Origin of the sequence: Sphingosinicella microcystinivorans, assembly GCF_003634215.1 — a bacterium.
Taxonomy (GTDB): domain Bacteria; phylum Pseudomonadota; class Alphaproteobacteria; order Sphingomonadales; family Sphingomonadaceae; genus Sphingosinicella; species Sphingosinicella microcystinivorans.
On sequence record NZ_RBWX01000010.1, the window covers coordinates 13394 to 40241 of the forward strand.

Genomic DNA, 26848 nt, shown 5'->3' on the forward strand with positions numbered 1-26848 from the left:
AGTCAGCCTCATGAACGTCCGTCGTCAGTATCTGCTGGGCGAGCGGGCGAGTGGAAACGTACTCAAGGCGGGTTACGGGGAGGCGTCGTGATGGCAAAAATACGTGTGCAGGTGAACGGTCGCGAGACGGAAGGCGAGGTCCCTGACCGTATGCTTCTCATCCACTTCCTGCGCGATGAACTGAGGCTGACAGGGGCGCACGTCGGCTGCGATACGAGCCAGTGCGGCGCCTGCACCGTGCATCTCGACGGCCAGGCTGTCAAAAGCTGCGCTGTGCTCGCCGTGCAGGCGGATGGGCGTTCCATCACCACGATAGAGGGCTTGTCTGCAGGGGGAGAGGCTCTCCACCCGATGCAGCAGTCGTTTCATGACAATCACGGCCTCCAATGCGGCTTCTGCACGCCCGGAATGGTCATGACCGGCATCGATATCGCGCGTCGTCACGGCAGGCCTGACGAAGCGACGGTCCGGCGTGAACTCGAAGGCAATCTCTGTCGCTGCACGGGCTATCAGAATATCGTGAAAGCGATTCTGGACGGCGCCGAGCGAATGGAGGCGGGCGCATGAACCAGCCGTTTCACGGAAAGACGTTCGGAAAATCGGTCAAGCGCAGTGAGGATGGACGGTTCCTTCGCGGTAAGGGGCGCTACGTCGACGATGTCATTCTTCCCGGCCAAGCTTATGCGGCGTTCGTCAGGTCTCCATTCGCTCATGCGCGCATCGAAAACATCGACGTGTCGGCGGCCTTGGCGATGCCCGGGGTGCAGCGCGTGGTGCTTGGTCAGGATATGGTCGAGGCAGGACTGCCGCCGCTTCCGTGCGGATGGATGATCCATTCCTCGAACGGTGAGCCGATGAAGGTTGGTGTGCGCCGGGCGCTTGCGGTCGATGCCGCGCGCTATGTTGGCGAGCCCGTGGCGCTCGTCATCGCAGATACGCGCGATCTGGCCCGCGATGCTGCCGAGGCGGTGCAGGTCGATTATGCCGACTTGTCGATCGCTGGGCAGATGCCTGATGCGCTCGCTCCGGGAGCCGTGCAGATCCACGACGACATTCCCGGAAACCTTGCGTTCGACTGGGAAATCGGAAACCGTGCGGCTGTTGATACAGCGTTTGCGAGCGCCGCCGTCACCGTCCCGTTGTCGCTTGAAAACAATCGTCTCGTGCCGAACGCGATCGAGCCGCGTGCGATCAACGCGCACTGGGATGCCGTCGATGAAAAGCTGACGCTTTACATGACGCACCAGAACCCGATCGGCATTCGTATGTTCCTTGCCGCTCATTACCAGTTGGCGGCTGAGCATAAGCTTCGGGTCGTTTCTCCGGATGTCGGTGGCGGCTTTGGTTCGAAGGCGCCGAACTACCCCGAGGAGGTCGCTGTCGCCTTTGCGGCGAAACTCGTCGATCGCCCGGTAAAATGGACGGCGGACCGAACAGAGGCGTTCCTTACCGATGCACACGGGCGGGATCATCTGAGCGACGCGGAACTCGCGCTCGATGCCCACGGCCGCTTTCTTGCGCTGCGCGTCGACACACGCGCGAACGTCGGCGCCTATCTTAGCGCATCGGCATCGCTGGTGCCGACCTACATGTACGCAACGATGCTGTCGGGGCAGTATGTGATCCCCGCGATCCACGCGCGCGTCCGTGCCGTTTACACGAACACCTGCCCGGTTGATGCATACCGCGGCGCAGGTCGGCCGGAAGCCGCCTATCTGATCGAGCGCATCGTAAATGTCGCCGCGGAAACCATGGGGATCGATCAGGCGGAGATCCGCCGCCGGAACTTCATCCGGCAGTTTCCGTATCAGACACCCGTCGTCTACGAATATGATTCCGGCGACTATGAAAAGACGCTCGATGCTGCATTAGAGCTGGCGGACTATTCGGGTTTCGAAGCCCGCAAGGCGGAATCCGCCGATCGAGGCAAGCTGCGCGGCATCGGTGTGTCAGCCTATGTCGAGGCGTGCGGCATCGGACCTTCGGCGAAACTCGCAGCGCTTGGCGGCGGGGCGGGGATGTGGGATTCTGCGGAGGTGCGTGTCCATCCCGCAGGTACAGTTGAGGTGCTGAGCGGCGCGCACTCGCACGGTCAGGGGCACCAGACGACGTTCGCACAGCTTGTCGCGGACCGCTTCGGGATTCCGTTCGAAAACATCAGCGTCGTGCAGGGCGATACCGACCGTATTCAGGCGGGGACGGGCACATACGGGTCCCGCGCGTCCGTGGGTATGTCTGCGGCTCTTCGGGCGTGCGACCAAATCATTGCCAAAGGCAAGCTGATCGCTTCGCACATTCTTGGCGTCGATGCCGATCGCGTTGATTTCGAAGACGGTATTTTTCTCAGCAAGGATAGCAACAGCACACTGAGCTTTGGAGAGATGGCTTATGCTGCCCACATGGCAGCTGCCTTCCCGACAACGGAAATTGAACCGGGGCTCGTCGCGACGAGTTTCTTCGATCCGCCGAATTTCACCTACCCGGCGGGCATCTATGTTTGCGAGGTTGAGATCGACCCTGGCACGGGTGTTGTCGACGTCGTTTCGTTCGCGGCAGCGGACGATTTCGGCTTCGTCGCGAATCCGATGATTGTCGAAGGCCAGGTGCATGGTGGCATGACGCAGGGGATCGGCCAGGCGCTTTGGGAACACGCCCGCTACGACGCGGAAAGCGGCCAGCTGGTGACGGCATCCTACATGGACTACGGCATGCCGCGCGCAGGCAGCGTTCCCAACTACAATCTCGTGTTCAGTTCGACGCCGTCTCCTGTCAATCCCCTCGGCATGAAGGGCTGTGGGGAGGCAGGCGCGATCGGGGCGCCACCTGCCGTCATCAACGCGATCTGCAATGCGCTTGATGTCCGGCACGTGGAGATGCCGGCAACACCTGAGAAGATCTGGAAGCTCTGTGCCGAGAAAGGTGTGCTCTGATGTACGACTTCACCTATCGGCGCCCGGCGAATCTTGCTGAAGCGACTGCGTTTCTGCGCGGAGCCGCCGATGCGCGGCCGCTGTCAGGGGGGCAAACGCTGCTTCCGGTCATGCGTGCGCGTCTCGCCGCGCCATCGGACGTGATCGATGTCTCGCAGCTGAGTGAACTGCACGGGATTTCGGAGCAGGACGGCAGGCTTATCATTGGCGCTGCGGAAACGCATGCTGCCGTGGCGTCGAACGCTGTCGTCCAATTCGTCGTTCCGGCGCTTTCCGAACTGGCTGGCGGTATCGGCGACGTTCAGGTGCGGCATCGCGGAACGATCGGCGGATCGGTTGCGAACAATGATCCGGCTGCGTGCTATCCGTCCGGTTGCCTTGCGCTTGACGCCGAGATCGTCACCGATCGCAGGCGGATTGCGGCGGCTGATTTTTTCACGGGCATGTTTTCCACCGCGCTCGAGCCCGATGAACTCGTAACAGCGCTCAGCTTCCCGAAATGCGACAACGCCTATTATCTGAAGTTTCACAATCCGGCGTCGCGCTTCGCATTGATCGGCATTTTCGCGGCGCACCTTTCGGGAGAAACGCGCATTGCCGTCACCGGGAGCGGGACGGGCGTGTTTCGCTGGCGCGAGGCGGAGGCGCAGATCGATACCGGCGGCGCGCGGGATTTCAGCCAGACTCCGCTCGATGCATCGCTGTTCACGGGCGATCTTCATGGCAGCGCCGATTACCGGCAGCATCTGGTCCGCGTGCTATCGGCACGTGCGCTCGATCATTTGCGCTAAAGCTTGTTGGGAAGGCTCCGCAGACAATGGATATTCGAGGCGATTACCTGCTGCCGTGTTCGATCGATCGAGCGTGGGAAGCGCTCAACGATCCGGAGATGCTGAAGGCTTCGCTCAAAGGGTGCGAAGTTTTGGAACGCATCGACGATCACAGCTTCAAGGGGACAGTTTCCGCCAAGATTGGGCCGGTGAGCGCCCGTTTCTCCGGCACAATGGTACAGAGCGAGCTGGATCCGCCGCGCTCATGTCGGATGACGTTCGAAGGTCAGGGTGGTGTCGCGGGCTTCGCGAAGGGCGGCGCTTTGGTGACCTTGACGCCCGAGGACGGCGGCACGCGCCTCGCTTATGACGCGAGTGCACAGGTGGGGGGCAAGCTTGCGCAAATGGGCGCCCGTCTCATCGAAGGTACGGCGCGCAGCATGGCCGATGATTTCTTCGCGAAGTTCGCTGCGGCCGTGGCCTTGCAAGAATCAGCGGCCCCAGCAGCGCCCGTTGTCGCTGCATCGCCGGAGCCGATGGCGGGCGATGGAAAACATGTTTGGCTGATCATTGCCGCGATCATTGCGGTCATCGCCGTCATTGTGGGGATATGGTTGTGATGCGCCGCAGCCGTATCGAGCCAGCCGACATTTTTCGCTGAAGTCCCGGCGTTTCAGACGCCGCAGGGGGCGATAGAAGTTGCAGATATATTGAAATCAATATAAATTGAAGATCAGGAGGGATGGAGACAACTGATGAACACAGGCTCGGCACAAATGATTCCGACACTGATCGAGAATGGCCGGGTCTTCGGCGCGGACACGCTCGAAAGCCGCGTGCAGCCGATCGTGTTCGCAGAGCGCATCGTCGCCACAGGTGCCGATGCATTGGCCTTTGCCGAGCAGCAGCCCGAGATTCATCGTATCGATGCATCGGGCATGACGGTCATGCCTGGGCTGATCGACGCGCATTGCCACATCAGTTTCGATGAACCGCACAGCAACGACGAATTGTTTTTTCACCGCCGCGAGGGGCTGGCGGCGATCGTTTCGGCCTATAACGCCCAAAAGCTGCTTCGTGCGGGCGTGACGAGCATTTTCGACGCCGATACCATCTTCAACGTCTCGCTCGATCTTCGAGACGCGATAGAGGCAGGGATCACGCCCGGCCCGCGCATGACGTGCGGTGGCAACGCACTGTTCACATCGGTCGGCGGCACGGCGGGAATGCTCGTCCCCGATGAAGGCGCTGTCGGCTATCTCAAGGTCACGCGGACGCGCGACGAGATCGTCACCGAAATTCGGCAGCAGGCGAAGCGCGGCGTCGACTGGATCAAGATCCACGTGACAGGCCTTATCCCGCGTCAGCGCGGAGAAGGTGAAATTCAGGTCTGGAATGCCGAGGAGTTGAAGCTCGCGGCGGACACTGCACATGAACTCGGCCTTCCCATCGTCGGGCATTGCCGAAACGCTTCAAGCACGCGCGATGCCGCGAACGCCGGTTTCGACATGATTCTGCACGCCACCTACATGGATGAGGCCGCGCTGGAAGCCGTGGTGAAGGCCAAGGTTCCGATCGTTCCCACACTGACGTTTCAGGCGGTGCTGGCCGATCATGGGCCGAAGGTCGGCGCAAGCGCATTCCTTCAGGATCTTTTCGCACGTGAGGTTGCGGAAAGCAGCAAGCAGCTTCGCCGCGCATGGGACGCCGGGGTGCCGATCCTCTGCGGATCGGAAAGCGGATTTTCCATCACGCCCTATGGTGAATGGCATTGGCGCGAGTTGCAGGTTCTCGTGGAAAACCTCGGTCTCAGCGCGCCGGAAGCGCTTGTCTGCGCGACACGCGAAGGCGCGCGCGCGATGCGCATGGCAGATCAGATCGGCACGTTGGAAGTCGGGCGTCTTGCGGATGTCATCGTGGTGCGGGGCGATGTGACGACCGACGTCACCTTGCTCGGCCGCCCGGACGGAATGGCCCATGTGTTCAAGCAGGGGCGCCGCATCGACATCGAAACACCGCTGCCGGAGCGTCTGCCGCTCCCGTCGTGGCGCGTCTCAACCTACTCGCAGATCGCGGCAACACGAGCCGCTGTGCAGGACTCGTGAAAGAAGCGGGGGAACAATGAAAGAGTACCACATCGCCAGCTTCGATGGCTGCAGCCATGCCTTGAAGCAGAACGATCTGCGGCAGGCGCTGTATGATCAGGCATCGCTGATGATGGAGCACGCGCTCGTCAATCTGCACGGTGCCGAACATCGCGCGCGGCGGAATGTCGAGGCAACCGTGTTCCGCAAGAACATCTTTCTGGACTACGAAAAGAATGTGCTGCCACGCACGCTCGACGAAACGCTCGCCCCGTTTCTTAAGATCGGTCACGGTGATCTCGTAGATATCGGCTACCGCATCATGATGAACCTGACGGCCGACTTCGCGGGGATCGATCGGCCGGAACGCAGCCCGGAAGAAACCGAGGAACTCGTCCGACTGCTGAAGGAGTTCAGCCTCGCGCCGGCGCTTGGGCAGTCGCGCCCTGAGGACGTTGCCGAGAAACGGGCGCGCATCGAAGCGGCGATGGCTGAGTTCAACGCGGCGTTTCTTGCGCCGTCGATCGCGCGTCGTCGCTCTCTGCTGGCAGAGCGTGATGCGGGAACGCGGGATGATGCCGATCTTCCTAAGGACGTGCTCACTGCGCTCATTCGCGAGCAGGACAAGCTTGCGATGACCGACGAGAAGTTTCTGCAGGAAGGCATTTTCTACGCGCTCGCAGGTGCCCACACATCAATCCATTCGCTCACACATGCGGTGAATGAGCTTCTGCAATGGTTGAAGGCGCATCCCGAAGACGTCGAAACGCTTCGAAGCGATCCGTTCTTCGTTCAGCGCTGCGTATTCGAAAGCGTACGACTGCATCCGTCGAGCCCGGTCGCCAAGCGTCGTGCGCTGTGTCCGATCACGTTGGCGGACGACATCAAGGCGGACGAAGGCGATATCGTGGTCGTTAATCTTCATGCGGCCAATCGGTCCAGGGATTTGTTCGGAGACGATGCGGACAGCTACAATCCCCACCGCGAAGTGGGTGGACCGCTCGCGCCGCACGGCATTTCCATGGGGCTCGGCATGCACGCGTGCCTCGGGCGCAATCTGGCAATCGGCGTCGAACCGCGCGCCGACAGCGAGCCCGAGACGCATCAATACGGGACGGTGCCGCTTATCGTGGAAGCGCTGCTTCGCTGCGGAATTCAGGCTGACCCTGACAAACAGCCTGCAAAGGACGAAGGCATCACGCGCATCACCTTCGCAAGCTATCCGATCGTATTCCGCCCTGATGAGGCGCCGATCGCATGAGCGTGCATCGTTTGGACGCGTTTCAAGCGTGCGAAAGCGCGCTGCGGAAACGGGATTTGAAGCAGGCCCTTTACGACGCGGGAAAGGTCGTCATGGACGGCGTTCTCCTGACGCTGCACGGCGATGCGCACGTGGAACGACGCGGGGTCGAGGTTCGTGTGTTCCGGCGGAATTTCTTCAAATATTACGAGAAAGAGGTTTTTCCGGTCACGCTTGAGCAGACATTGGCGCCCTACATCGCGTCGGGCGGCGGCGACCTTGTGGAAATCGGCTACCAACTCACCGTGAACCTGACGGCAGACTTCGCGGGTATTGATCGACCGCAGCGCACGGCGCAGGAAACCGAACGACTGATCGCGATTACCAAGAAGCTGAGCGAAGGCGCCACGATGGTGCACTCGACGCGCGACAAGGCTGAGTTGGAAGCGGAGGTCGGCGCGGCACTGACTGCGCTCGACAGTGAATTCCTCCAGGCATCCGTCGTTCGTCGGGAGGCCTTGCTGCGAGCAGTTGCAGCCGGCGAAATTGCCGATACCGAGTCGCCGCGTGATGTTCTGACCGTCATCCTGCAGGCACGCGACGAGTTGCAGATGGACCATCCGCAGCTCGTGCGGGAAATCGGCTTCTACATGCAGGCTGGCGCGCACTCGACCGCTAACTCCGTGATTCACGCGCTCCACGAGATCGAGCAGTGGGCAGGCGACGATGCTGACCGCTGGGCGCGGCTCGGTGATCCGATCTTTGTGCAGCACTGCGTACACGAAAGTCTCCGTCTCCATCCGGCAAGCCCGGAGGCTTGGCGCACGGCGACCTGTCCGATGCACGTCGGCGCTGATGACGTGGCGACCGGCGCCCGGATCGAGCTCGATCTGTTTCAGGCGAACCGAGACAAGTCGGTTTTTGGTGCGGACAGCGAAATCTTCGATCCCGACCGCGCGGTGCCCTCCAACGTATTGCGCTCGGGGCTCACCTTTGGGATCGGCCTGCATACATGCCTTGGCCGCGAACTCGACGGCGGTGTCGTTGCGAAAAAGGGCGCGGACATTGAATCCTGCCAGTTCGGCATTGTGACGCTGATCGTCATTCGCCTGCTCGCGCTCGGTGCCCGGACGATGCCCGATGATCCGCCTCAGCCGGATACCAAAACCACGCGGCCGAACTGGGGCCGCTTCCCCGTCACCTTCACGAAGGTTTGAAACACATGAAAACTGCGGTTGTAACGGGTGGCGCGGCGGGGATTGGCGCGGAAATCGTGCGCCTTCTTGCCGAAAACGGCTACCGTGTCGGCATTCTCGACGTTGACCCGCAAGCGGTCGCGACGGCATGCGCACCATATCCGAACGCTGTCGCAATGCCTGCTGACGTGACGGACGAGGCTGCGGTGGCAGCAGCGTTCGACAGGCTGGAGGGTGCGCCCGATCTCGTCGTCAACAACGCAGGAATCGTTCGCTTCGGAAAGCTCGCGGACCAGACAGTTGCCGATTTTCGCAAGGTCATCGAGATCAATCTCGTCGGCGTCTATATCGTGACGCGCGAGGCCGTGCGGCGCATGGCGCCCAGGGGAAGTGGTCACGTGATCGGGCTTACGTCGATCAATGCCTATGGGCCGGGGCCGGGATCGGGCGCCTATCCGGCCGCGAAATGCGGCGTCAAACAGCTGATCAAGCAGTTCGCGCTCGAATATGGCGATCAGGGACTGCGCTTCAACAGCATTGCGCCCGGCTTCATCGTTGGCGGCATGTCCGCCCCGATCTATGCCGATCCGAAAGTGCGCGCGGCGCGCAGTGCCGGTGTGCCGCTGGGCCGTCTCGGCACGCCTGCCGACATCGCCAACGCGGTACTCTTTCTGGATGGCGAGGGCGCGGGATATATCACCGGGCACGATCTCGTCATCGATGGAGGGGTGAGCCACGCCGTGCTGCGAAACCTGCCACGGGAATGAGGGCTAAGCCTTCCGCGCTCATCTATTCGGGCGGCTATAGCCATCCGTTCGCGGAGACGACGTCCGTCCTCTCCGGCTATGCTGAAATGTCGGGCTTCGCTCTAGTCGTTGAAGAGGATATCGACGCCGCCATCGCGCGTCTCGCAGAGGTCGACCTGCTCGTTGTGAATGCCCTCTACTGGGGGATGACGCAGTACGAACGATACGCGCCGCACCGCGAGAGGTGGGCTTATGTACTCCCGGACACGCACATGGCCGCACTTCGCAATTTCGTGGTGCGCGGCGGTGCGCTTCTCGTCATGCACACAGGAACCATCTGCTGGGACACGCAGCCGGACTGGATCCGGCTGATGGGCGGCGGTTGGTCCTGGGAACGCTCGTATCATCCGCCGCTTGGCGATGCGGTCGTCGAACTTACGGCGGAGGGACGCCGCTACAGCAATGGGCCGTCCCACTTCGCGCTGGTTGACGAGGTGTATCATCGTCTGGACCCTTCAACCGACTGCACAGTCCTTGCGAACGGCGATGTCGGCGAAGGGGCGCAGCCGGTTGCGTGGGTGCGGCGTGAAGGGGCGGGGCGAGTGGCGGTCGATGCGCTCGGCCACGATGCGCGTTCGCTGACCGCGCCCGGACATGCAGCGCTGATCATGGGCCTGCTTGCGTGGCTGCGTGTTCGAGCGACAGGGGAGGGTGAGGATGCGTGATCCGAAGGGCATGAGCGTGCTGATCACCGGCGGTGGATCGGGGCTCGGCGAGGCGACGGCACGCCATCTTGTGGCAGAGGGTGCGCGTGTCACGATAAGCGGCCGCAGGGCCGACAAGGTGAAAGCGGCCGCTGAAGCGATGGGCTGCGCCTGGGTCGCGGGAGATGTCAGCGTTGCGGCGGACCGCGAGGCGATGATCGCGGCGGCGCTCGCGCATAGCGGCCGACTGGATGCGTTGGTCAACAATGCCGGCAACATGTACCGCGGCCCAATCGAGAAACTCGAAGAGGCGAAGCTGCTCGAGATATTCCATACCAATGTCGTTGGCGCGATGATGCTGACCGGGCTTGCTGTTCCGCATCTGGAGGCAAGCGGCGGCGCGGTGATCTTTATGGGCTCTTCGCACACGCGGCGCAGCTTCCCGGGTGCCTCGCCCTACGCGGCGACAAAGGCGGCGGTGCAAACGCTGACACAGGTTCTCGGCGCCGAACTCGGGCCGCGCGGCATCCGAGTCAATTGCGTGATCCCGGGCGGGGTCGTCACCGAGATCAACGTGCGCGCGGGCCTCATGTCCGCAGACGAAGCTGCAGCGCGCCAGACGGCCATGCTGCCGATGCAGGCCATCGCGCATGCAGGCACGGGTGCGGACATTGCGGAGGCCATCGATTATCTGATCCGGGCCGAGTGGGTGACGGGCGCCATTCTTGATGTTGATGGCGGCCTCGGCCTCGGTGTCACGCAGGCCTGAAGCGTTCAGGCTCTGAGGAGCCGCCGCGCGTTGTCGGCAAGCGGAGCGTCGCAGCGCGGGCTTTCGAAGCGCTCGGGCGCATCCCAGCCTGAAAAGTTCGTGCCGTAAACGAGGCGCTCCGTGCCGACGCGCTCGACGAGCAAGTCGACCGCGCGGTCGTCGTGCACGTGGATGTCATACCAGATGCGCTGGAGCTCAGCGGCAAACGCGCCGTCCGCTTTCAGGTGGTCGGGCGCCCAGCGCCGCTTGTGCGCGGCATGTTCAAGCCGTCCCCAGAGCAGCGCGATTGCGCCGCCGCCATGGCTGATGCAGATGTCGAGTGTCGGATGCCTGTGCAGTACGCCGCCGTACACAAGTGTGGCGAGCGCAAGCGTTTCCTGCATCGTGAAGCCGGTGGTGATGTCGAGTTCGTAGCGCGACATGGCCGCGCTTGCCTTCGGGCCGTCGATCCCGGCGGGTGCCGGGTGGAGGAACAGCGGCACGTCGAGCGCTGTCACGGCTTCGTAGAAGGCGTCCATCTCGGGGTCGTCGAGGCCACGGATGCCATCGGTTCCGATATAGGCTGCGCGCATGCCAAGCTCGCCAACCGCGCGCCTGAGCTCCGCGATCGCCGCATCGATGTCCTGCATAGGAAGAGCCGCGGCGGCACCGAGCCGATCCGGATAGCGAGCGACAAGAGCAGCGAGCGCATCGTTGTGGCGGCGGCAGAACGATGTCGCCTCGGCGGCGGGAATGTAATGGAAATAGGTGAGCGGATTGGGCGACAGCAATTGCCAGTCGATCCCCGACCGGTCCATCGCCGCGATACGAAGGTCCGGGTCCATGAACGGGCTGCCGCGATAGCGCACGCCGCGAAGGCGATAGCCGCCGATGCGGAAAATCGGGGTTCCGTCGGCGTCGTCGTAAAGCTCGGGGCCATAAGCGCCTGCCGTTCCGAAGGTCTCCTCCAGAACCGCGTGTGCGTGAATGTCGATTACCTTCGCGTCGTGAATGCTCATGCGTAACCCTGCGTTATCCCGCCATCCACCGCGATCGCGGTGCCTGTGATGTAGCTTGCAGCTTCAGATCCCAGGAACACGATCAGGTTCGCGATCTCCTCCGCCTCGCCAATGCGGCCAAGCGGGATCTGGCGCGCGATATCCGCCTCGATATCGTCGGCGCTACGTCCGCTCGTCCCCGATTGCTGCGAGACGAGGCTCTCGACCCGCGCGGTGCGCGTCCAGCCCGGGCAAACGGTGTTGACGAGGATGTTGTCGGCTGCGACCTGGGCCGCAAGCGTCTTGGCCCAGCCGAGGACGGCCATGCGGATGCTGTTCGAAAGCGTGAGGCCGGGAACCGGCTGCTTCACGCCGTAAGACGATACGTTGACCACGCGGCCCCAGCGCCGCGCCCGCATCATCGGAAGCACTGCGCGCGTGGCCCGGATCGCGGACATGAGCGTGAGGTCGGCTGCGCGGTGCCAGTCGTCGTCACTCAGACTTTCGAAAAGCCCTGCGGGCGGCCCGCCAGCGTTGTTGACGAGGATGTCGATGGTGCCGAAATGTTCGGCAACGCGGGCAACCGTCCGCTCAATATCTTCCGCGATGAGAACGTCGGCCTGCAAAGCGAGGCATCTGGGCATACGCGCGGCGGCGGCATCAAGTCCCGCCTGAGAACGCGCGCAGATCGCGACATTCGCACCCGCGGCGCGAAAGCCCTCGGCAGCGGCAAGTCCGATGCCTTGGCTTCCCGCCATCACGAGCGCTGTACGCCCCTCCAGCCCTAGTCGCATCGATCAGGCTCCGCCGCCGCCGATACCGGCCGGCCATTGCGCCTGGTACGACGCGAGATCGAAATAATCGCGCCATTCGCAAATGAGCCCGTCCCGCACGCGAAATGTTCCCATCACCGGCAGAACGATGTCGTGCCCTGCGACCTTCATGCGATCCACTCGCTCAGTCAGGACATACTCCCCGGCCTCCGCGATGTGGAGCACATCCCAACGGCAGTCTTCGAAGGCAGCGGCGCCGAGCAGATAGGCGGAAACATCCGCCTTTCCGCTCAGCGGCTGCATCGGAATGTTGTGATAAAAAATATCGTCCGAAAGCATGGTGAGCGCGCTGTTGACGTCCGGCCCCGTCCACGCATTGCAGAACGCCATCACCACGTCGGTATTGCTCATCGTTCGCGGTCCTTTCGAAGGGAGCTCACACCCTAGACTCGCTGCTTGACATCAACGACCGGCTTTGTGAAGCATCGATTTCGATATAAATGCGGGGTGGTGAGGTGAATTGGCCTTTCAGCAGCGCGGCGCGGCAGCGCTTCGTTCAGAACGCCTATCATGTGGGCGATCTGGATGAGGCGATCATGCGCTGGCATCGCCTGTTCGGCATCGGGCCGTTTATCGTGCGCCGCAACATCGCACTCGGCAGCGTGCACTATCGCGGTGCGCCGTCCGAACTCCACATCAGCGCGGCGCACGCGCAAGCCGGGCCGGTGCAGATCGAACTCATCGTCCAGCATTGCGATACGCCGTCGACATTTCGGGATATGTACAAGGGCGGAGAGGAGGGCATTCACCACGTCGCGCTGTTTCCGGAAGATCATGACGCGATGGTCGCGCATTATGCCGCGCAGGGATGCGCGGTGACCACCGATATCGTCACCGCCGAAGGCCGGGGTGCATCCTATGTCGATTGCCGGCAGCAGATAGGCCACATGATCGAGATTTACCGTGTCAATCAAAGCCTCTTCGATTTTTATGACACGATCGCCGATGCCGCCGCCAGGTGGGACGGGCGCCAGCTGGTGATCGAATATTGATGAGCCGGATGCCTGCGGGCGGGATCGACGAATTGCTCGGAGGCTGGCGTCTGCTGATTGCGTGTGCCGTCGGTGTCGGGTGCAGCGCAATTGCGCTGCCTTATTATGCGATCGGCGCGCTCACGCGGCCCATTGAGGATGCGATGGGGTGGGCGCGTTCCGATATTCAGTTCGCGATCCTGTTCAGCTCGGGGGTCGGCGCGCTGTCGGCGCCCGTCACCGGCTGGATGATCGAAAAATTCGGAACCCGTGCGGTGGCGCTGCCCTCGTTCTTTGGCGTGTCGGCAGGCCTTTTCGTTGCGGCGAGCGCGAACACGATCAGTATGTTCTATGCGGGCTTCGCGCTCGCGGCGATCCTTGGCGCAGGGACAAACCCGGTGCTCTGGTCGCGGGCGATCGCAGGGAGCTTCGATAAGGCGCGCGGCACCGCGCTCGGGCTGGCGCTCGTCGGAACGGCGTTTGCCGCGCTCGCGCTGCCGAGCATGGTGACCGCGCTTGTCGAGGCAAGCGGATGGCGACATGCGCTTCGCGGTGTCGCGCTGCTGCCGCTCGTGCTCGCATTGCCGCTCGTCTTCCTGTGGCTCAGGAGCGGCAGCGATGGAGTGTCTGGCAGCGATGCAGTCGCGCACGTCGGGGTCAAGGTCGGCGAAGCGGTCAGCCATTATCGCTTCTGGCTTCTGGGCCTCTCGATCCTCGCGGGCTATCTTGCGATCTCGGGGTTGCTAACCGGCTTGATCCCGGCGCTTACCGACCGCGGACTGAGCGCAGCGTCGGCATCGGCCATCGTGGGTATGATCGGCATTGCGATGATCCCCGGCCGCATTGCGGTGGGCATCGTGATCGATCGCATCTGGGCGCCTGCGGTTGCCTGCGTGTTGCTGCTGCTCTCGGCAATCGCCTGCCTCGTCCTGCAGCAGACTACGGACACGGCGCTTCTTCTTGCCGCATGCGCGGTCTTGGGCCTCACAGCGGGTGCAGAGCTTGATCTGCTCGCCTTTCTCACCGCGCGCTATTTCGGTCTTACTCAGTTTTCAAAGATTTACGCATTGCTCTACGCCGCGCTCGCCACGGGGAGCGCTGTTGCGCCGGGGATGTTCGCGTTCCTGCGCGAGAAAACGGGCTCTTATGACCTTAGCTTCAGCGTTGCCGCTGCGCTATTTGTGGTCGCCGCGCTGCTCTTGCCGATGCTGGGCCGCTACCCTAATTTCACGCCTGAAAACCAATCAGCTCAACCAGAAAGCGCGTAACCCATGGCTGAACCGCTCGATTCAGATGCTCAGCCGATCCTGAACCGTGTGTCGTTCATGATGCACCGGATCAACGCGCACATGCTGCGCATCTGCAACCCTTATTTCCAGGATTGGGGGGTCGATCTGGTCACGTCGCGAATGCTGGTCGCGCTGCTTGAACGCGGGCCAATGTCAGCCGGCGAGATCGTGCGCATCATGGCGCTGCCGCAGTCGACGATTTCGCACCAGATCAAGCGCCTCGAAAAGCTCGGCTATCTCACGCGCACGGCAGGTTCCCAGGATTCTCGCATCGTCATCGCCGAACTCACCGATCACGGGCGCGACATCGCGAACCAGGCCAATGCGCTCAGCCGCCGCGTCACCGATACGTTGCTGCAGGCGATCGGGGACGACGAGGTTGAAACGGTGCGCGCCGCGCTGAAGCGAGTCGACCAAGCGCTTGAAGCCATGCGCTAAGTCACGGGCGGGATGCCCTTTATTGCAGGCCCGCAGCCATTTTTTGCGATGGCAGTGCCCTGCCGGGCTCGCAGTCGCAGCTCCGCGGCCATCGCCGCCTGTCGGAACGTGCTGAACACCTTGTAGAAGCGCAGATCAGTAACCTCGGGTATCCCATCTCTTCCAGACGGGCCTCGCGAGATAAGTGTCGTCCGGCAACAAATATTCCCGACGGGAGGCGCTAGCGTGATTGCCCAGGAGGTTGTCCTAGCGAACGACAATCCGATTCCGGCAAAAGCGGTTCTAGCAGGCTGTTGAGGCGGTCTGGGATCATTCGAGCTTCACCACCAACCGGGAGCGACTGCTTTCGGGAGAGATAGCGGCGAAGTTCCTGCGCCGTTCTGGCGCAACCGAATGTGAAGCGGCGGATCTCGAGCGATCATTTCTCAGTGGACGGCACGCTGATCGAGGCGTGGGCATCGACCAAGAGCTTCCGCCGCAAGGATGGGAGCGACGATGACCCTGAGGGGCCGGGCCGCAACGCGACACGCAACTTCCACAAGGAGAGACGCTCCAACGAGACGCATGCCAGCACGACCGATCCCGAGGCTCGGCTGTACAAGAAGGGCGACGGCCAGCCGGCCAGGCTTCGCCATATCGGCCACGTCATGATGGAGAATCGCAACGGCCTGCGCTACGCCCGGAGACCCGCCATACAGTGAGACAGGCTGTCCTGGAGAAGACCGGCGACTGCGGCGAATATTATGCGGTCAAGAAGCCCACGAACATCCGGGACGGCGGAAAGATGCTGGTGCATGTTGTGACAAACCACCCCGTTCCGGAAGCATGGCCGTCATTCTTGCGGTTTCGGCCGAACGGGCGGGCCTACTCGAACGACACCGGCGCTGGCCTGACCCGTCGCTGGTGTCTGGAGCAGGGCTTCGTGCGCGGCGAAGGCGATCACAAAGTGTCGATATGAGGCGTGCACGGCATCGAACGGCCAAGATTAGGGGGCTGCTGCTCTACGACCAAAGACATGCCAACGACGGGTCCCGGCGCGAGTGGATAATTGAAGTTCTGCGAAATGTCATGAGTTGGTCGAAGCGGTATCTTGCCGGGCTTGGCGCAGCGGCCGAGGTGCGACGTTGAGACTGGCGCCGATCATTGCGGTCCTCGCGGCGTGTATCGGCATGCCGGTATCGGCCGAGGACGTCGCGCCCAGCTTTGCCAGGGATGTTGTGCCGATCCTCAAGACGCGGTGCGTGGCATGCCATATGTCGGGCGCCGAACCGGGCAAAATGTCGCTCGTGCCTGCCAAGGCTTACGCCGCATTGGTCGGCGCGAAATCGACAGTTTCCCCGATGGTGCGCATTCAGCCTTCTGTTCCCGAGCGCAGCTATCTGCTGCACAAGTTGGAAGGAACGCATGTGAAGGCCGGCGGTTCGGGAACGCGCATGCCGCTTGGCGGTGCGCCGTTGCCCGCAGACAAGATTGCGCTGATCCGCAACTGGATTGTGGCCGGCGCGCCGAACAATTGATCGCGGGCGCCTGGAAATGGGGTTCGACCGCTTCCGCAATCGCTTCTGCACGATCGAAGAGCACGAATCCGCCTGCGTCGCCGAGGCTGCAGCCAGACTTTGATATGGAAACGCCACCGGCCCATGGGAAGGAGGGGCGGTGCCACAAGTGCTTCAGCGCGCCGCGCCGTCAGGCCACTACTTTTGTCCTGGCCTCTTAATCGGCAAGCGCCACGCCGTTTGTCATGCGCTGCACCATGCGATGATAGTGCTGGATGGCCGGCTCATTGCGACCGATCGTGAATGCCGTGTTCGCACCGGAATCCAGCCCGGACTGAATGCCGAACCCGATCGGATAATCCTCTCCATGCACCGCAAGCTTGGCCATCTCACTGAAGGCGACCGATCGGGCATGGTCTTCCGGCGTTTCGGGCTTTTTCGCAGAAAGGATGGTCTGGCGCGTCATCGTTTCACCGGCATTTGCGCCGGGCAGGATTTGACTGACCAGGCAGTGGTCACCGAGGATACCGGACAGCGACATGTTGGGGAAGATCGAGTGGATCAGGCGCAGGTAGGCGAGTGGCTGCCATTCGCTTTCGGGTAGTTCCTTCAGCTCTCCGAGGTTACGCCGGGCCATCGTCAGGCGCTGGTGCGGGCCGAAGGTATCGTGGACCAGCAGATTGCCGATGGTATGCAGGGCCAGCGTGTTCGCGTGCACATTGTCGTGATGGTAGGCTTCCAGATAACCGTCCATCGTGACCTTCCACCCCGGCCCGGGGATCTCCCGCTGATCGAACAGATGCCAGTTGTTGAGGTCCAGAGTTTCGAGTTCGGGGGCGAAATCCCCCAGCCATTCGTCGATATCAAACTCCGCGCCCGGCGTCAGGACGCCCCAGACGATACCCGCGCGCTCGGCACAAGGCAGGGCGGTCAGGCTCATATCGGCAGGGTCGATGTCACCGAAGCTGTCCTTGCCATACATGCCGACCAGCCGGCCCTCGCGGTCATAAGACCATGCGTGATACGGGCAGACAAAGCGCGGCGTCTTGCCGGACGCATCCTCGCAAAGCTTCGCGCCGCGATGGCGACAGACATTGAGGAAGATGCGAACCACGCCGTCCTTGCCGCGAACCATCAGCAGCGGCTTGCCGAGGATCGTGCGCGCGACATAGCTTCCGGCCTCCGGCAGCTCAACCGACAGCAGCAGACCTTGCGGCCTGCGCATGAAGATGGCGTCGAATTGACGCTTGAAAAGTTCCGGATCGGCATAGCTCTCCAGCGACAGCGGCAGCGTGGCTGGTGCCTGATCAGTCGTTCGGGAATCCAGATGGGCGATGGCCCTGCGCGCCAGATCAATTTCACGGGAAGTGCTGCGCACAACGTCTCTCCAATTCTCGCGTGACAGCCTGCAAATTATATCGATATCGACATATAATCAAGCGCGTAATTGTTGGTGGATGCTACGTCGTTTTGTGTTTATCTATCTGAAATTATTTGAAATTGCGGCAAAGATTGACCATCGGGCAAGTCCTGCCAAATGACTGAGACGCGTGCGTCGATGGTGATCGCGTCTATCGCGCTTTCCACAACGTTGCTGATGAGTCGGACGCCATCAGCGCCGTCCAGCGTGATGATCGCCGGCACGTAGGGAAGCGATTCTTCCATGCCTGGAAAGATCGCGCGTGAGACGATGGTGTAGCTGTATACCGAGCCGGTCCCAGGCAGTTTTACCCAATCGATCTCTTGAGACTGACAGGTGGGGCAGAACGGGGTCGGCGGCATGCGGAATGTGCCGCAATCGCTGCAGCGTGACGCGACGAATTGGTGACGCGCGGCGGCTTGCCAAAACGGCAAGGTCCAGACATTGGTCTCGATCTCCGCCAGCGGCAGCGGCGGACGTTTGGCGATCAGGCTCATGGCGCGCGCTCCAGCAACAGGCCGCTCACGGGGATGACGGAAGGGCCACCGGTAACCAGCGCGACGGCAGCGTCCGGCACCTGGTTCACTGCGGTTCCGCGCAGCTGTTCCACGGCCTCGCGCACATGCGTCATCCCCCAGGCATAACCGGCGGAAAGCTGGCCGCCATCGGTATTGGTCGGCAAGTTCCCGCCAAGGCCGATCGCGCCGCTGGAAACGAAAGGTCCGCCTTCGCCCTTGGCGCAGAAACCATAATCCTCGATCTGCATGATGACCTGCGAGGAGAAATGATCGTAAACCTGCAGAGTGTCGACGTCGGACGGTCCGATACCGGCGGCAGCGTAAAGATCGCGCGCCACCGATGCGTGCCCGGATGAAGCGAAGGTTTCGTCCGGCATGTTCATCCAGTAGATGGAGCGCCCCCAATCCCGCGATCCGCCCTGCGCGCTCGCCAGGATGTTTACCGGCCGCTGGCGCAAATCGCGGGCGCGCTCGCTGCTGGTGACGACGACGGCGACAGCGCAGTCGGTCTCCAGGCAAAAGTCGAACAGGCAATGCGGGTCTGCCAAAAGCGGCGCGGCGAAATAGGCGTCACGCGTGAGTGGCGTGCGCATGATCGCATCCGGATTCGCCAGAGCATGATTGCGGATCGTCATCGCGACATCGGCGAAATGGTCGCGGGTCGTGCCGTAGAGATGCATGTGTCGGCGCGCCAGCAATGCGAACATGTGGCCGGGGCCAACAAGACCGCTGGTGCCGAAGAACGCGTTCTCGGGTGTCAGCGGATAGGACGAGGTGATCGCGCCGAACCGCTGCGCACCCTGCTGGTTTCCGCCAACGCAAACGATCGTCTTGGCAAGGCCCGCATGGACGGCTGCGGCGGCAAGCCCGACCGCGCCTGCCGATCCGCCTCCGGTTCCGGTCAGTGACGCGGTGAAGCGCACTTCGGGAATGCCTAGCATCTCCATCAGCATTGGTGTGTCGAAGCCGCCTGCGAAATAGGCGAAGCCATCGACATCGCGAATGGAAAGGCCTGCATCTTCCACAGCGGCCAGGATGGACTTGCCCACCAATTCGTCCAGCGTCTGGGGAAGCGATTGCCCACGCTTGTAATAAGGCGTGTAGCCAAGTCCGGCGATCGCGGCGCTACGGCGCATGGTGCGGTCGTTCATTCAGCGATTCTCCTGCCGATCAATTTACTCTCCGTGAGTCGATTTTTACACTGTAAAAAAATAATTCTGATATAAGAATTTTCATCCTGAATTCTTGGAGAAAACGCCAGAATTATTCTGATACAAGAATAATAAACTATATTCAGAATAAATTATTTGTCGATTCGTATGCGTTGATGCACAAAGACGTCGATGCATGCTCGGCATGCGCAGGGTCAGGAGAGTGTCATGGATTTCCAGCTCAACGAACAGCAGGTGGAACTGCAGGAAGCCGCACGTCGCTTCGCACGCGAAACGCTGCCGACACTTGCGCAGGAACTCGAAAAGACGAACCAGCCCGTGCCGCATGAGATGGTGAAGCGGTACGGAGGCCTTGGCTTTCTGGGGATCAATGTCGATCCGGCCTATGGCGGGTTGGGCCTCTCCAATCTTGAGGCGCTGCTGGTGGTGGAGGAATTCGCCAAGATTTCCGGCGCGGTCGCGTTTCCGGTATTCGAAGCGTGCGCAGGGCCGGTGAAGGCAATCGAGCGCTTCGGCTCCGAAACGCTGAAACAGCGGGCGATACCGCCAGTCTGTCGCGGTGAGGCTATTATTGCGATTTCCATGTCCGAAGCGGAAGCCGGAACCGCGCTTACCGATCTACGCACGCGCGGCACAATCGAGGGCGATACTGTCGTGCTGAATGGCGCAAAGCGCTGGTGCTCCGGCGGTGGCCATGCCGACGCTTACCTTGTCTACTGCCGTCTTTCCGATGCGCCGGGCGCGAAGGGCATTGGCGCCGTTTATGTGGAAAAGGACACGCCGGGCCTCAGCTTCGGTCAACCTGAAACGCTGATGGGCTTCCGCGGCGTGCCGTCGAGCGACATCTATCTGGAGGACGTGCGCGTTCCGCTGGACAATATGGTGGTTCCTGCCGGCGGTTTTTCCAAGCTGATGGAAGCGTTCGATCTGGAACGCTGTGGCAATGCTACAATGTCGTTGGCGCAGGCGGCTGCGGCGCTTGAGGACGTGCTGGAGTATGTTCAGGAGCGCAAGCAGTTCGGCCGTGCGCTGGTTGAATTCCAGGCGGTTCAGATTCGCCTGGCCGAGATGAAGATGAAGGTGGAGGCCGCCCGTCTTCTAATCCATCGCGCGGCAGCCAATGCGGCCAATGGGCATCCCAGCATTCTGGATTCATCGCTGGCCAAATGCTACGCGAACTCGATTTCGCGGGAAGTGACCGGCGATGCGATGCAGTTGATGGGCGCTTATGGCTATTCGAGCGAGTTTGCGATGGAGCGGCGGCTTCGCGATGCCTGGGGTTGGGGGATCGCCGGTGGCGCGATCGATATCCAGAAGGTCAATATCGCATCGGCCATGGTTGGACGCCGGTTCGACCAGCGCCGCGCCTGATATGCGCCGGGCGGTGGCGGCGCGATGAGCACGGAGGAACGCCGGCCGACCGGTATCGTCGTTCGTCCGGTGGTGAATGCGGTTGCGATACTGCGTCACCTTGCCGATACGCCGGGGCCTCACACCGCAACCACTGTGTCCCGGGCCTTGTCGATCAACCCGAGCACCTGCTTCAACATCCTGCGCACCTTGCTGGGTGAGCGGGTGATCGATTTCGATCCGGTCACGAAGAGCTATTCCGCCGGTCACGGCCTCGCCAAGCTCGCGCGGAACCTGCCGCAGGATGCCGGGCTCCAGGCCGCGCGGCCCTTGCTGCGACAACTGGCCGATACGTATCGCCTTACTGTCTGCCTGTGGCAGCGCGTTGATCCTGATCGGATCGTGGCGGTTCTGGTCGAACCGATCGCGTCCGATTTCCGCGTTCATTGCCGGGTCGGTCAGCGATTGCCCTTGCTGATGGGGTCGGCTGGCCGTGCACTCGGCCCTTATCTCGGTCTGGATGAAGCCGCGCTCAAGCGCGCATTCTCGGAATTGCGCTGGGCAAGGCCGATCAGCTTCGACAGCTACTGGGCCGAGATGGAAGACGCGCGCGCGCTCGGATACGCCATCGACGATGGCCATTTTGCAAGTGGTCTCGTCACGATATCAGCCCCCGTTCTCGACCGTGGGAGTGTCGCGCGTTACGCCGTCACCAGCCTTGCCTTCCGTAGCGAATTCGATGCGGAGGCGCGCAAGGCGCTGGGCGAAGATCTAGCATCGCTGAGCCGCGAACTGCGCGATATCCTGTTCTAAATCCTGTAGGTTTCCGCTGCCGTCTTGTAGAACAGGGCCGCCTTTTCGGTGTGGTTTGCGCTGGCTGCGATATGCTTGAAGGCATTCCAGATGGTGCGGTAGTTACCTGAAACACGGTCCACTGGATAATTGCTTTCGAACATCGCCCTGTCGTGGCCAAATGCTGTGATCGCAGTCTCGATATACGGTGCCCAGGCGGCGGCAAGTTTCCGTGATCCCGGCGGCGTTGGCTGTTTGCGGAATCCGAACCCTGCCAGCGCCATGCCAAGCCCGCCGAGCTTCACCCTGACATTGGGGCGCTGCGCGAGATCATTCAGCGCGCTAGACCACGCCGCGAACACCTCCGCGCGCTGATCCTTGTAGGGGCCGATGCCGATCACGCCGCCCAGATGATCGAGGACGAAGATCGTGTCGGGGCAGGCATCCGCTGCGGCGGCGACCTCGTCCAATTGCGTGAAATAGGTCCAGACATCGAATGTCAGACCCATGCGGCCAAGCGTGGCAATGCCGTCGCGCACCGCCGGCTCGTTCAGCATATGTGCCCGCGTCGGATAGGCGCCGTGGAGCTTTTCGCTTTCGTGCCAGGCGGTGGCGTGGCGCACACCGCGAAATCGCTCCGGCGCGGCGGCGATATGCGCGGCGAGTACAGGCTCCACGCCTGCGCCCAGCGTTAGATCGGCATAACCAACGATGGCAGCCGCAGCCGCGATGGGGCCAGCCGCGCCGGACAGCGGCTTGTGCAATGTCTCGACAACGAAATCGGTTTCACCGATGGGGCGCAGTTCCATCGGGCCGTCCGGCCGGTAGCCCGACAGGCATTCGACATAGCCCGTCGCAACGATCCTGTGCCCGCAATCGAGATCTGCCAGCAACGCGGCGGCCAGATAGGTGTGGCCGCCGCGATCCCAGAGGTGATGATGCGGATCGATGATCGGCAGGTCGGGAGCAAGGATCGGTTCGGGCGGCGTGAGTGCCAGCCAGTTGTCGAGATCCTGAGGCGAGGATGCTCTCAAAGCATGCGTCCGCCATCGACGACAAGCGTTTGGCCATGGATGTAACTCGCGAGCGGCGAGGCAAGGAACAACGCGGCTCCCGCCATGTCGTCGGGCGTGCCGAGCCGGTTGGCCGGAATGCCCTTCAGCCGCGCGGCGAGGCGGTCCGGATCGTCGACCGTCACCTTGGTCAGCCGCGTGTCAACCAGGCCCGGCGCGACGGCGTTGACGCGGATGCCTTCCCGCGCCCACGCCTGAGCGAGCACGCGCGTAAGGCCGAGTGCGCCTGCTTTCGAGGCGGCATAGGCAGGGTTGCCGCGTGTCGGCCGGAATGCGCCCACCGAATTGATGAAGATCACCGATCCGCCCACCGCGGCCAGCATCTCGCGAAATCGGGATGCGCAGTTCATCAGGCTGTTGAGATTGACGTCAACGACCTTGCGGAAGGAATCGAGATCGAATTCCTGCCTTTGATACAGTGCCAGCCCCTGTGAGCAGACGAGCACATCGAGCCTGTCGAACGGCGCTTCATACGCCATGACCGCATCCGAATTTGCCGCGTCCATCTGGCCATAAGCGAGGCCGGCAAGATCGCCATCTTCACCCGCGTAATCAGCTGGGCTGGAGCGCCTGCCCCAGATGTGAGTTTCCGCGCCGGCATCGCGCAGTGCGCATGCAATGCCGTTGCCGATCCCTGTCGTTCCGCCCACCACCAGCGCAACCTTGCCGGTGAAGTCGAACGCCTTTGCGAGGTCGAGGCTCACAGCGGGGTGTTCGGGTTGAAGGAGGGCGGACGCTTCTCGAGGTGTGCGGCAAGGCCTTCCTTCACTTCTGGCCCCGCGAAACCAAGCATCTCGAGCGCGAGGCTGGTTTCGAACACCGGCCATGCCATGCGCATCCAGTTGTTGAGCGAATGCTTGGTCCAGCGAATTGCCGATGGCGCAGCCTGCGCCAGATCGAGCGCGACTTCGAGTGCGGTTTCCTGCAACTTGTCATCGTCGACACACATGGTGATGAGGCCGATGCGCTCGGCTTCCTCGGCGGTCAGTGCCTTGCCCGACATAAGATAATATTTGGTGCGGGCCATGCCGCAAAGCAGCGGCCAGATGATCGCTGCATGATCGCCCGCCGCGACGCCAAGGCGGACGTGGCCATCGGCCAGCTTTGCCGAACGCGCCATGATCGTAACGTCGGAAAGGATCGCCGCCGCAAGACCGCCGCCCGCCGCCGCGCCGTTGATCGCCGAGACGAGCGGCTTTGAGAAATTGAGCATGTTGAGGACGAGATTGCGTCCGTCCTTCCACATGCGGGCCTTCCAGTCGAAGTCGTTGATGACCGCATCTTCCAGCGCGAAATCGCCGCCGGCGGAGAATGCGCGACCTTCGCCGGTCAGGATCGCCACGCTGGTGTCGGGATCTTCCTCGACATGCCTCCAGATCTCGGAAATGGCGTGATGCATGTCGAAATCCATCGCGTTCATTTTCCCGCGCGACATAGTGATGCGCAGGATGCGGTCGGCAGGACGGTCGAGTTTCAGCGATTCATATTCAGGATACTGATAGGCCATTGTTTGTCCTTGTCGGAGGCTGGGAGGCGGCCGCAAATAATCAGGATTGCGGCCAGTAGGGATCGCGAAGTGCGCGCTTGAGAATCTTGTCGTGGGTCGCGCGCGGGAACGTCTCGCGGAACTCGACGCGCGAAACGCGCTGCCAGTGCCCGAGCTGGGGATTGCCCCATTCGCGCAATTCCTCTTCGCTGATGTCATGCCCTTCGCGCTTGATTGCGAGCAGCAGCGGCGTTTCCACCCAGCGCTCGTGCGGGATGCCGATGGCCGCGACCTCGGCCACAGCCGGGTGGCGCATGAACACGTCCTCGATATCGGACGCGTAGACGTTGATGCCTCCGGACTTAATCATGTCCTTCACGCGGCCTGCGATATACAGATAGCCATCTTCGTCCATGCGCCCGAGATCGCCGGAGCGCAGAAACGTTCGGCCTCTGTGGTCGTGCCACGTCATTTTGGCGGTTGCCTCGGGATTGTTGTAATACCCCGTCATCAGCGCCGGACCGTATCCGGCGATATCTCCGACTTCGCCCGGAGGCAGCACATTTCCGTCATCGTCGAGAATGACGAGTTCGCCCCCGAAGAGAGCGAGGCCGACGGTCTTGCCCTTGCCGGGCAGCGCCTTGTCCTCGGGCGATGCGAGCGTGCTGAAGCCTTCGGTGATGCCGTAGCATTCATAGAGTCGGACGTGCGGAAGCTGTTCCTGCAGAAGATCGACAGTCGTCGATGCGATGGCCTGCCCGCCGCTCATCAGCACCTTGAGCGAAGACGTATCGTAGTTGCCAACGACGCCGGACTCGACGAGCACGATGAACTGCGTCGGCACCGCGAAGGCGTGCGTGCAGCCGTGATCCTGGACCGTCTGGAGAAAGGCGTCCGCCGAAAACTTCTTCATCAGTACGGTGGTGCCGCCAAGATATACCGCCGGCAGCATCGTGATCCACGTGCCGTTGGTGTAGAGCGGCGTGGAGCAGAGCGGCACGGAAAACCGCGTCATCTCAAGCCCTGGACCGAAACCCAGCGTGTAGATGTGGCGCGCAAGCTGGCTGTGCTCGATGCCCTTCGGTGCGCCGGTTGAACCAGATGAGTAGATGATGTTCATGGGGTCGGCCATCGTCAGGCCGACATCGGGTTCCTGCTCCGATCCGGTCGCAAGGATAGGTTCCGCGATGCGCCAGCCTGGCGCCTCTCCACCCACCACAAAGAAGCCGTCCGCATCAACCTTGCCGAGTTCGCCGCGCACCGCGTCGACGCTTTGCGTCGCGTCTGCGTCGGCGAACAGGAAGCGCGCGTCGCAATTGTTGATGGTCGCGGCAAGGCCGTCCGCCGACATCATGCGATTGAGCGGGACGATCACGCCGCCGGCCTTCACCGTGCCCCAGATCAGCTCGAACATCAGGATCGAGCTGTTCATGACGAGGCAAACCTTGTCACCCTTCTTCAGGCCAAGGTCGATCAGCGCGTTGCCGACCACGTTGGTGCGGCGGTGAAAGTCTGTCCAGCTGAGCTGGTTCTCGCCGCAGATCACGGCGGGTTTATCCCGGAAACGTGCGGCGTTGATCCGGATCATGTCGGTGAAGAGCAAGCCGGGTTGATCCAGAATTGCGCCCGATGACATGCTCATTCTCACTCCCATTTGCCCCTTGGCAGTCATGTTGTGTTTGCAATTACGCCATGATACATATAAAATCTGACACGGCAAAATATATTTGGAGGTGGATTTGAGCGCCGATTTGCAGTACGAAATGGTCCGGACCGCGCGTGGGGCGGTCATAGCGGTCGATAGTGCTGCCGACATTACCGAGGTTAATCGCGGCTCGGATGTCATGGTGACAGCCTCGTACATTGGCGTTCTGCCTGCCCGGCTGGCGATGGATCATGCGCCCCGTGCAGTGCTCGGCTTCGATGGCGGGGTGGGGCCGGAAGGCGCGGGAATGGCCGGGGTTTGGTATTATGAGGCGCTGAACGTGCCGGCCGCCGCGATAGACGTCATGTCGATCATTCTGGGCGATGGCGTGGATGCCTATGAGAACGGTGTCGTCAGCTTCGCTAACCGACCGGCGCGTGACTGCGGGGTAGAGGTCGGCATGGCGGTCAGCACCGCCGCGCGGCTCATGCTTGATAATGATCCGGGTTTGCCGAGCGCGTATCAGGTGACCAATCGCACCAGCGTTGAACAGGGGCCGGACGGTCGCGAGGTGATCGTCACGGATTCCATCGTCTTTGGTATCGAGGCGGACAAACGCAATGTGCTGGTGACGGCGGGGCACACCGGTCGCAGCGGCGCGCGGCATATCGAGACGGTGCGTCCGTTCGGCTTCATCTGTTCGGATGGCGGCCGTGGGCGCAATGATTCCGGCATGGCGGGTCTGCCCATCGTCAATGCTGCAGGCATCGCCGGTGCGACGGTGGATGCGCGGCTGGCGCGATTGGGCGACGGCATGAGCACATACCGCGACGGCATCATCAGCGCGGCGAACGAACTGGCGCTGGCGTGCGGCGTGCGGATTGGCATGGCCGCGCGTGAAGCGGCGAGCCTGCTCGTAAACCGCAAGGCAGACTGAAATCTGAACCAC

At 62.1% G+C, this 26848-nt stretch carries 28 protein-coding genes and 1 pseudogene; 19 read left to right on the top strand and 10 right to left on the bottom strand.

Annotation, left to right across the window (positions count from 1 at the left end):
• The first annotated feature begins 90 nt into the window (after positions 1-90).
• The 10 genes from DFR51_RS14765 (at position 91) to DFR51_RS14810 (ending at position 10439) form a co-directional block, all read left to right on the top strand.
• The gene (locus tag DFR51_RS14765) at positions 91-567 is read left to right on the top strand and encodes a (2Fe-2S)-binding protein (RefSeq protein WP_121052595.1); all 477 of its coding nucleotides are present in this window, start codon (positions 91-93) and stop codon (positions 565-567) included.
• A complete protein-coding gene (locus tag DFR51_RS14770) occupies positions 564-2930 on the top strand; it encodes a xanthine dehydrogenase family protein molybdopterin-binding subunit (RefSeq protein ID WP_121052597.1) in 2367 nt (788 codons plus the stop codon). The genes DFR51_RS14765 and DFR51_RS14770 overlap by 4 nt, the downstream gene beginning before the upstream one ends.
• Positions 2930-3721: an FAD binding domain-containing protein gene (locus DFR51_RS14775; RefSeq protein ID WP_121052599.1), complete on the top strand. Its 792-nt coding sequence runs from the start codon at positions 2930-2932 to the stop codon at positions 3719-3721. Before DFR51_RS14770 ends, DFR51_RS14775 begins: the two co-directional genes overlap by 1 nt.
• Before the next feature lie 26 nt (positions 3722-3747).
• Positions 3748-4320, top strand: a complete 573-nt coding sequence (locus DFR51_RS14780; RefSeq protein ID WP_121052601.1) for an SRPBCC family protein — start codon at positions 3748-3750, stop codon at positions 4318-4320.
• Between the two features lie 135 nt (positions 4321-4455).
• Positions 4456-5805 carry a metal-dependent hydrolase family protein gene (locus DFR51_RS14785; protein WP_121052603.1) on the top strand — a complete coding sequence of 450 codons (1350 nt, stop codon included), beginning with the start codon at positions 4456-4458 and terminating at the stop codon, positions 5803-5805.
• Positions 5806-5821: 16 nt separating this feature from the next.
• The gene (locus tag DFR51_RS14790; protein ID WP_160119268.1) at positions 5822-7045 is read left to right on the top strand and encodes a cytochrome P450; all 1224 of its coding nucleotides are present in this window, start codon (positions 5822-5824) and stop codon (positions 7043-7045) included.
• Between the two features lie 92 nt (positions 7046-7137).
• Positions 7138-8241, top strand: coding sequence for a cytochrome P450 (locus DFR51_RS14795; RefSeq protein ID WP_160119267.1), 1104 nt, complete (start codon positions 7138-7140; stop codon positions 8239-8241).
• A gap of 5 nt (positions 8242-8246) precedes the next feature.
• Positions 8247-8987 carry an SDR family NAD(P)-dependent oxidoreductase gene (locus DFR51_RS14800; RefSeq protein WP_121052609.1) on the top strand — a complete coding sequence of 247 codons (741 nt, stop codon included), beginning with the start codon at positions 8247-8249 and terminating at the stop codon, positions 8985-8987.
• Entirely contained in the window at positions 8984-9691 is a 708-nt protein-coding gene (locus DFR51_RS14805) for a ThuA domain-containing protein (protein ID WP_121052611.1), read from the top strand. The genes DFR51_RS14800 and DFR51_RS14805 overlap by 4 nt, the downstream gene beginning before the upstream one ends.
• Entirely contained in the window at positions 9684-10439 is a 756-nt protein-coding gene (locus DFR51_RS14810; RefSeq protein WP_121052613.1) for an SDR family NAD(P)-dependent oxidoreductase, read from the top strand. The genes DFR51_RS14805 and DFR51_RS14810 overlap by 8 nt, the downstream gene beginning before the upstream one ends.
• Before the next feature lie 5 nt (positions 10440-10444).
• Here the strand turns inward: DFR51_RS14810 and DFR51_RS14815 are convergent, their stop codons facing one another.
• The 3 genes from DFR51_RS14815 to DFR51_RS14825 are packed head-to-tail and all read right to left on the bottom strand — an operon-like array spanning position 10445 to position 12600.
• On the bottom strand, positions 10445-11437 hold the full coding sequence (locus DFR51_RS14815) for an amidohydrolase family protein (protein WP_121052615.1): 993 nt from the start codon (positions 11435-11437) through the stop codon (positions 10445-10447).
• Positions 11434-12210, bottom strand: a complete 777-nt coding sequence (locus DFR51_RS14820; RefSeq protein ID WP_121052617.1) for an SDR family oxidoreductase — start codon at positions 12208-12210, stop codon at positions 11434-11436. The genes DFR51_RS14815 and DFR51_RS14820 overlap by 4 nt, the downstream gene beginning before the upstream one ends.
• A 3-nt stretch (positions 12211-12213) precedes the next feature.
• Entirely contained in the window at positions 12214-12600 is a 387-nt protein-coding gene (locus tag DFR51_RS14825; RefSeq protein WP_121052620.1) for a limonene-1,2-epoxide hydrolase family protein, read from the bottom strand.
• A gap of 104 nt (positions 12601-12704) precedes the next feature.
• On the opposite strand from DFR51_RS14825, the gene DFR51_RS14830 reads away from it, so the two are divergent.
• The 6 genes and pseudogenes from DFR51_RS14830 (at position 12705) to DFR51_RS14855 (ending at position 16464) form a co-directional block, all read left to right on the top strand.
• On the top strand, positions 12705-13241 hold the full coding sequence (locus tag DFR51_RS14830) for a VOC family protein (protein WP_160119266.1): 537 nt from the start codon (positions 12705-12707) through the stop codon (positions 13239-13241).
• Positions 13241-14488: an MFS transporter gene (locus tag DFR51_RS14835; RefSeq protein ID WP_121052624.1), complete on the top strand. Its 1248-nt coding sequence runs from the start codon at positions 13241-13243 to the stop codon at positions 14486-14488. Before DFR51_RS14830 ends, DFR51_RS14835 begins: the two co-directional genes overlap by 1 nt.
• 3 nt (positions 14489-14491) lie before the next feature.
• Positions 14492-14947 (top strand): MarR family winged helix-turn-helix transcriptional regulator, encoded by a 456-nt coding sequence (locus DFR51_RS14840; RefSeq protein WP_121052626.1) that lies wholly within the window; start codon positions 14492-14494, stop codon positions 14945-14947.
• A gap of 295 nt (positions 14948-15242) precedes the next feature.
• A pseudogene (locus DFR51_RS14845) lies at positions 15243-15618 on the top strand (transposase); the annotation flags it as partial.
• Between the two features lie 26 nt (positions 15619-15644).
• Complete coding sequence (locus DFR51_RS14850; protein WP_121052628.1) at positions 15645-15905, top strand: hypothetical protein; 261 nt, start codon at positions 15645-15647, stop codon at positions 15903-15905.
• Between the two features lie 211 nt (positions 15906-16116).
• Positions 16117-16464, top strand: a complete 348-nt coding sequence (locus DFR51_RS14855) for a hypothetical protein (protein ID WP_121052631.1) — start codon at positions 16117-16119, stop codon at positions 16462-16464.
• A gap of 196 nt (positions 16465-16660) precedes the next feature.
• Here the strand turns inward: DFR51_RS14855 and DFR51_RS14860 are convergent, their stop codons facing one another.
• The 3 genes from DFR51_RS14860 to DFR51_RS14870 form a co-directional block, all read right to left on the bottom strand.
• Positions 16661-17821 carry an aromatic ring-hydroxylating oxygenase subunit alpha gene (locus tag DFR51_RS14860; protein WP_121052633.1) on the bottom strand — a complete coding sequence of 387 codons (1161 nt, stop codon included), beginning with the start codon at positions 17819-17821 and terminating at the stop codon, positions 16661-16663.
• Between the two features lie 98 nt (positions 17822-17919).
• Entirely contained in the window at positions 17920-18360 is a 441-nt protein-coding gene (locus tag DFR51_RS14865; RefSeq protein ID WP_121052635.1) for a Zn-ribbon domain-containing OB-fold protein, read from the bottom strand.
• The gene (locus tag DFR51_RS14870) at positions 18357-19532 is read right to left on the bottom strand and encodes a thiolase C-terminal domain-containing protein (RefSeq protein WP_121052637.1); all 1176 of its coding nucleotides are present in this window, start codon (positions 19530-19532) and stop codon (positions 18357-18359) included. Before DFR51_RS14870 ends, DFR51_RS14865 begins: the two co-directional genes overlap by 4 nt.
• A gap of 228 nt (positions 19533-19760) precedes the next feature.
• Between DFR51_RS14870 and DFR51_RS14875 the strand changes: the two genes are divergently transcribed.
• Together DFR51_RS14875 and DFR51_RS14880 are read left to right on the top strand one after the other, a co-directional pair.
• Complete coding sequence (locus DFR51_RS14875; protein ID WP_121052639.1) at positions 19761-20924, top strand: acyl-CoA dehydrogenase family protein; 1164 nt, start codon at positions 19761-19763, stop codon at positions 20922-20924.
• Between the two features lie 24 nt (positions 20925-20948).
• Positions 20949-21716 carry an IclR family transcriptional regulator gene (locus DFR51_RS14880; protein ID WP_121052641.1) on the top strand — a complete coding sequence of 256 codons (768 nt, stop codon included), beginning with the start codon at positions 20949-20951 and terminating at the stop codon, positions 21714-21716.
• Here the strand turns inward: DFR51_RS14880 and DFR51_RS14885 are convergent.
• Genes DFR51_RS14885 through DFR51_RS14900 form a run of 4 tightly spaced genes read right to left on the bottom strand, consistent with a single transcriptional unit; the run spans position 21713 to position 25896 of the window.
• Positions 21713-22729: an amidohydrolase family protein gene (locus DFR51_RS14885; protein ID WP_121052643.1), complete on the bottom strand. Its 1017-nt coding sequence runs from the start codon at positions 22727-22729 to the stop codon at positions 21713-21715. The two genes, DFR51_RS14880 and DFR51_RS14885, sit on opposite strands and share 4 nt — an antisense overlap.
• The gene (locus DFR51_RS14890; RefSeq protein WP_121052645.1) at positions 22726-23472 is read right to left on the bottom strand and encodes an SDR family NAD(P)-dependent oxidoreductase; all 747 of its coding nucleotides are present in this window, start codon (positions 23470-23472) and stop codon (positions 22726-22728) included. Before DFR51_RS14890 ends, DFR51_RS14885 begins: the two co-directional genes overlap by 4 nt.
• Positions 23469-24275 carry an enoyl-CoA hydratase/isomerase family protein gene (locus tag DFR51_RS14895; RefSeq protein WP_121052647.1) on the bottom strand — a complete coding sequence of 269 codons (807 nt, stop codon included), beginning with the start codon at positions 24273-24275 and terminating at the stop codon, positions 23469-23471. Before DFR51_RS14895 ends, DFR51_RS14890 begins: the two co-directional genes overlap by 4 nt.
• Positions 24276-24315: 40 nt before the next feature.
• Entirely contained in the window at positions 24316-25896 is a 1581-nt protein-coding gene (locus tag DFR51_RS14900) for a class I adenylate-forming enzyme family protein (protein ID WP_160119265.1), read from the bottom strand.
• Positions 25897-25993: 97 nt separating this feature from the next.
• Between DFR51_RS14900 and DFR51_RS14905 the strand changes: the two genes are divergently transcribed.
• Positions 25994-26836, top strand: coding sequence for a hypothetical protein (locus DFR51_RS14905; RefSeq protein ID WP_197723641.1), 843 nt, complete (start codon positions 25994-25996; stop codon positions 26834-26836).
• The last annotated feature ends 12 nt before the right edge of the window (positions 26837-26848 follow it).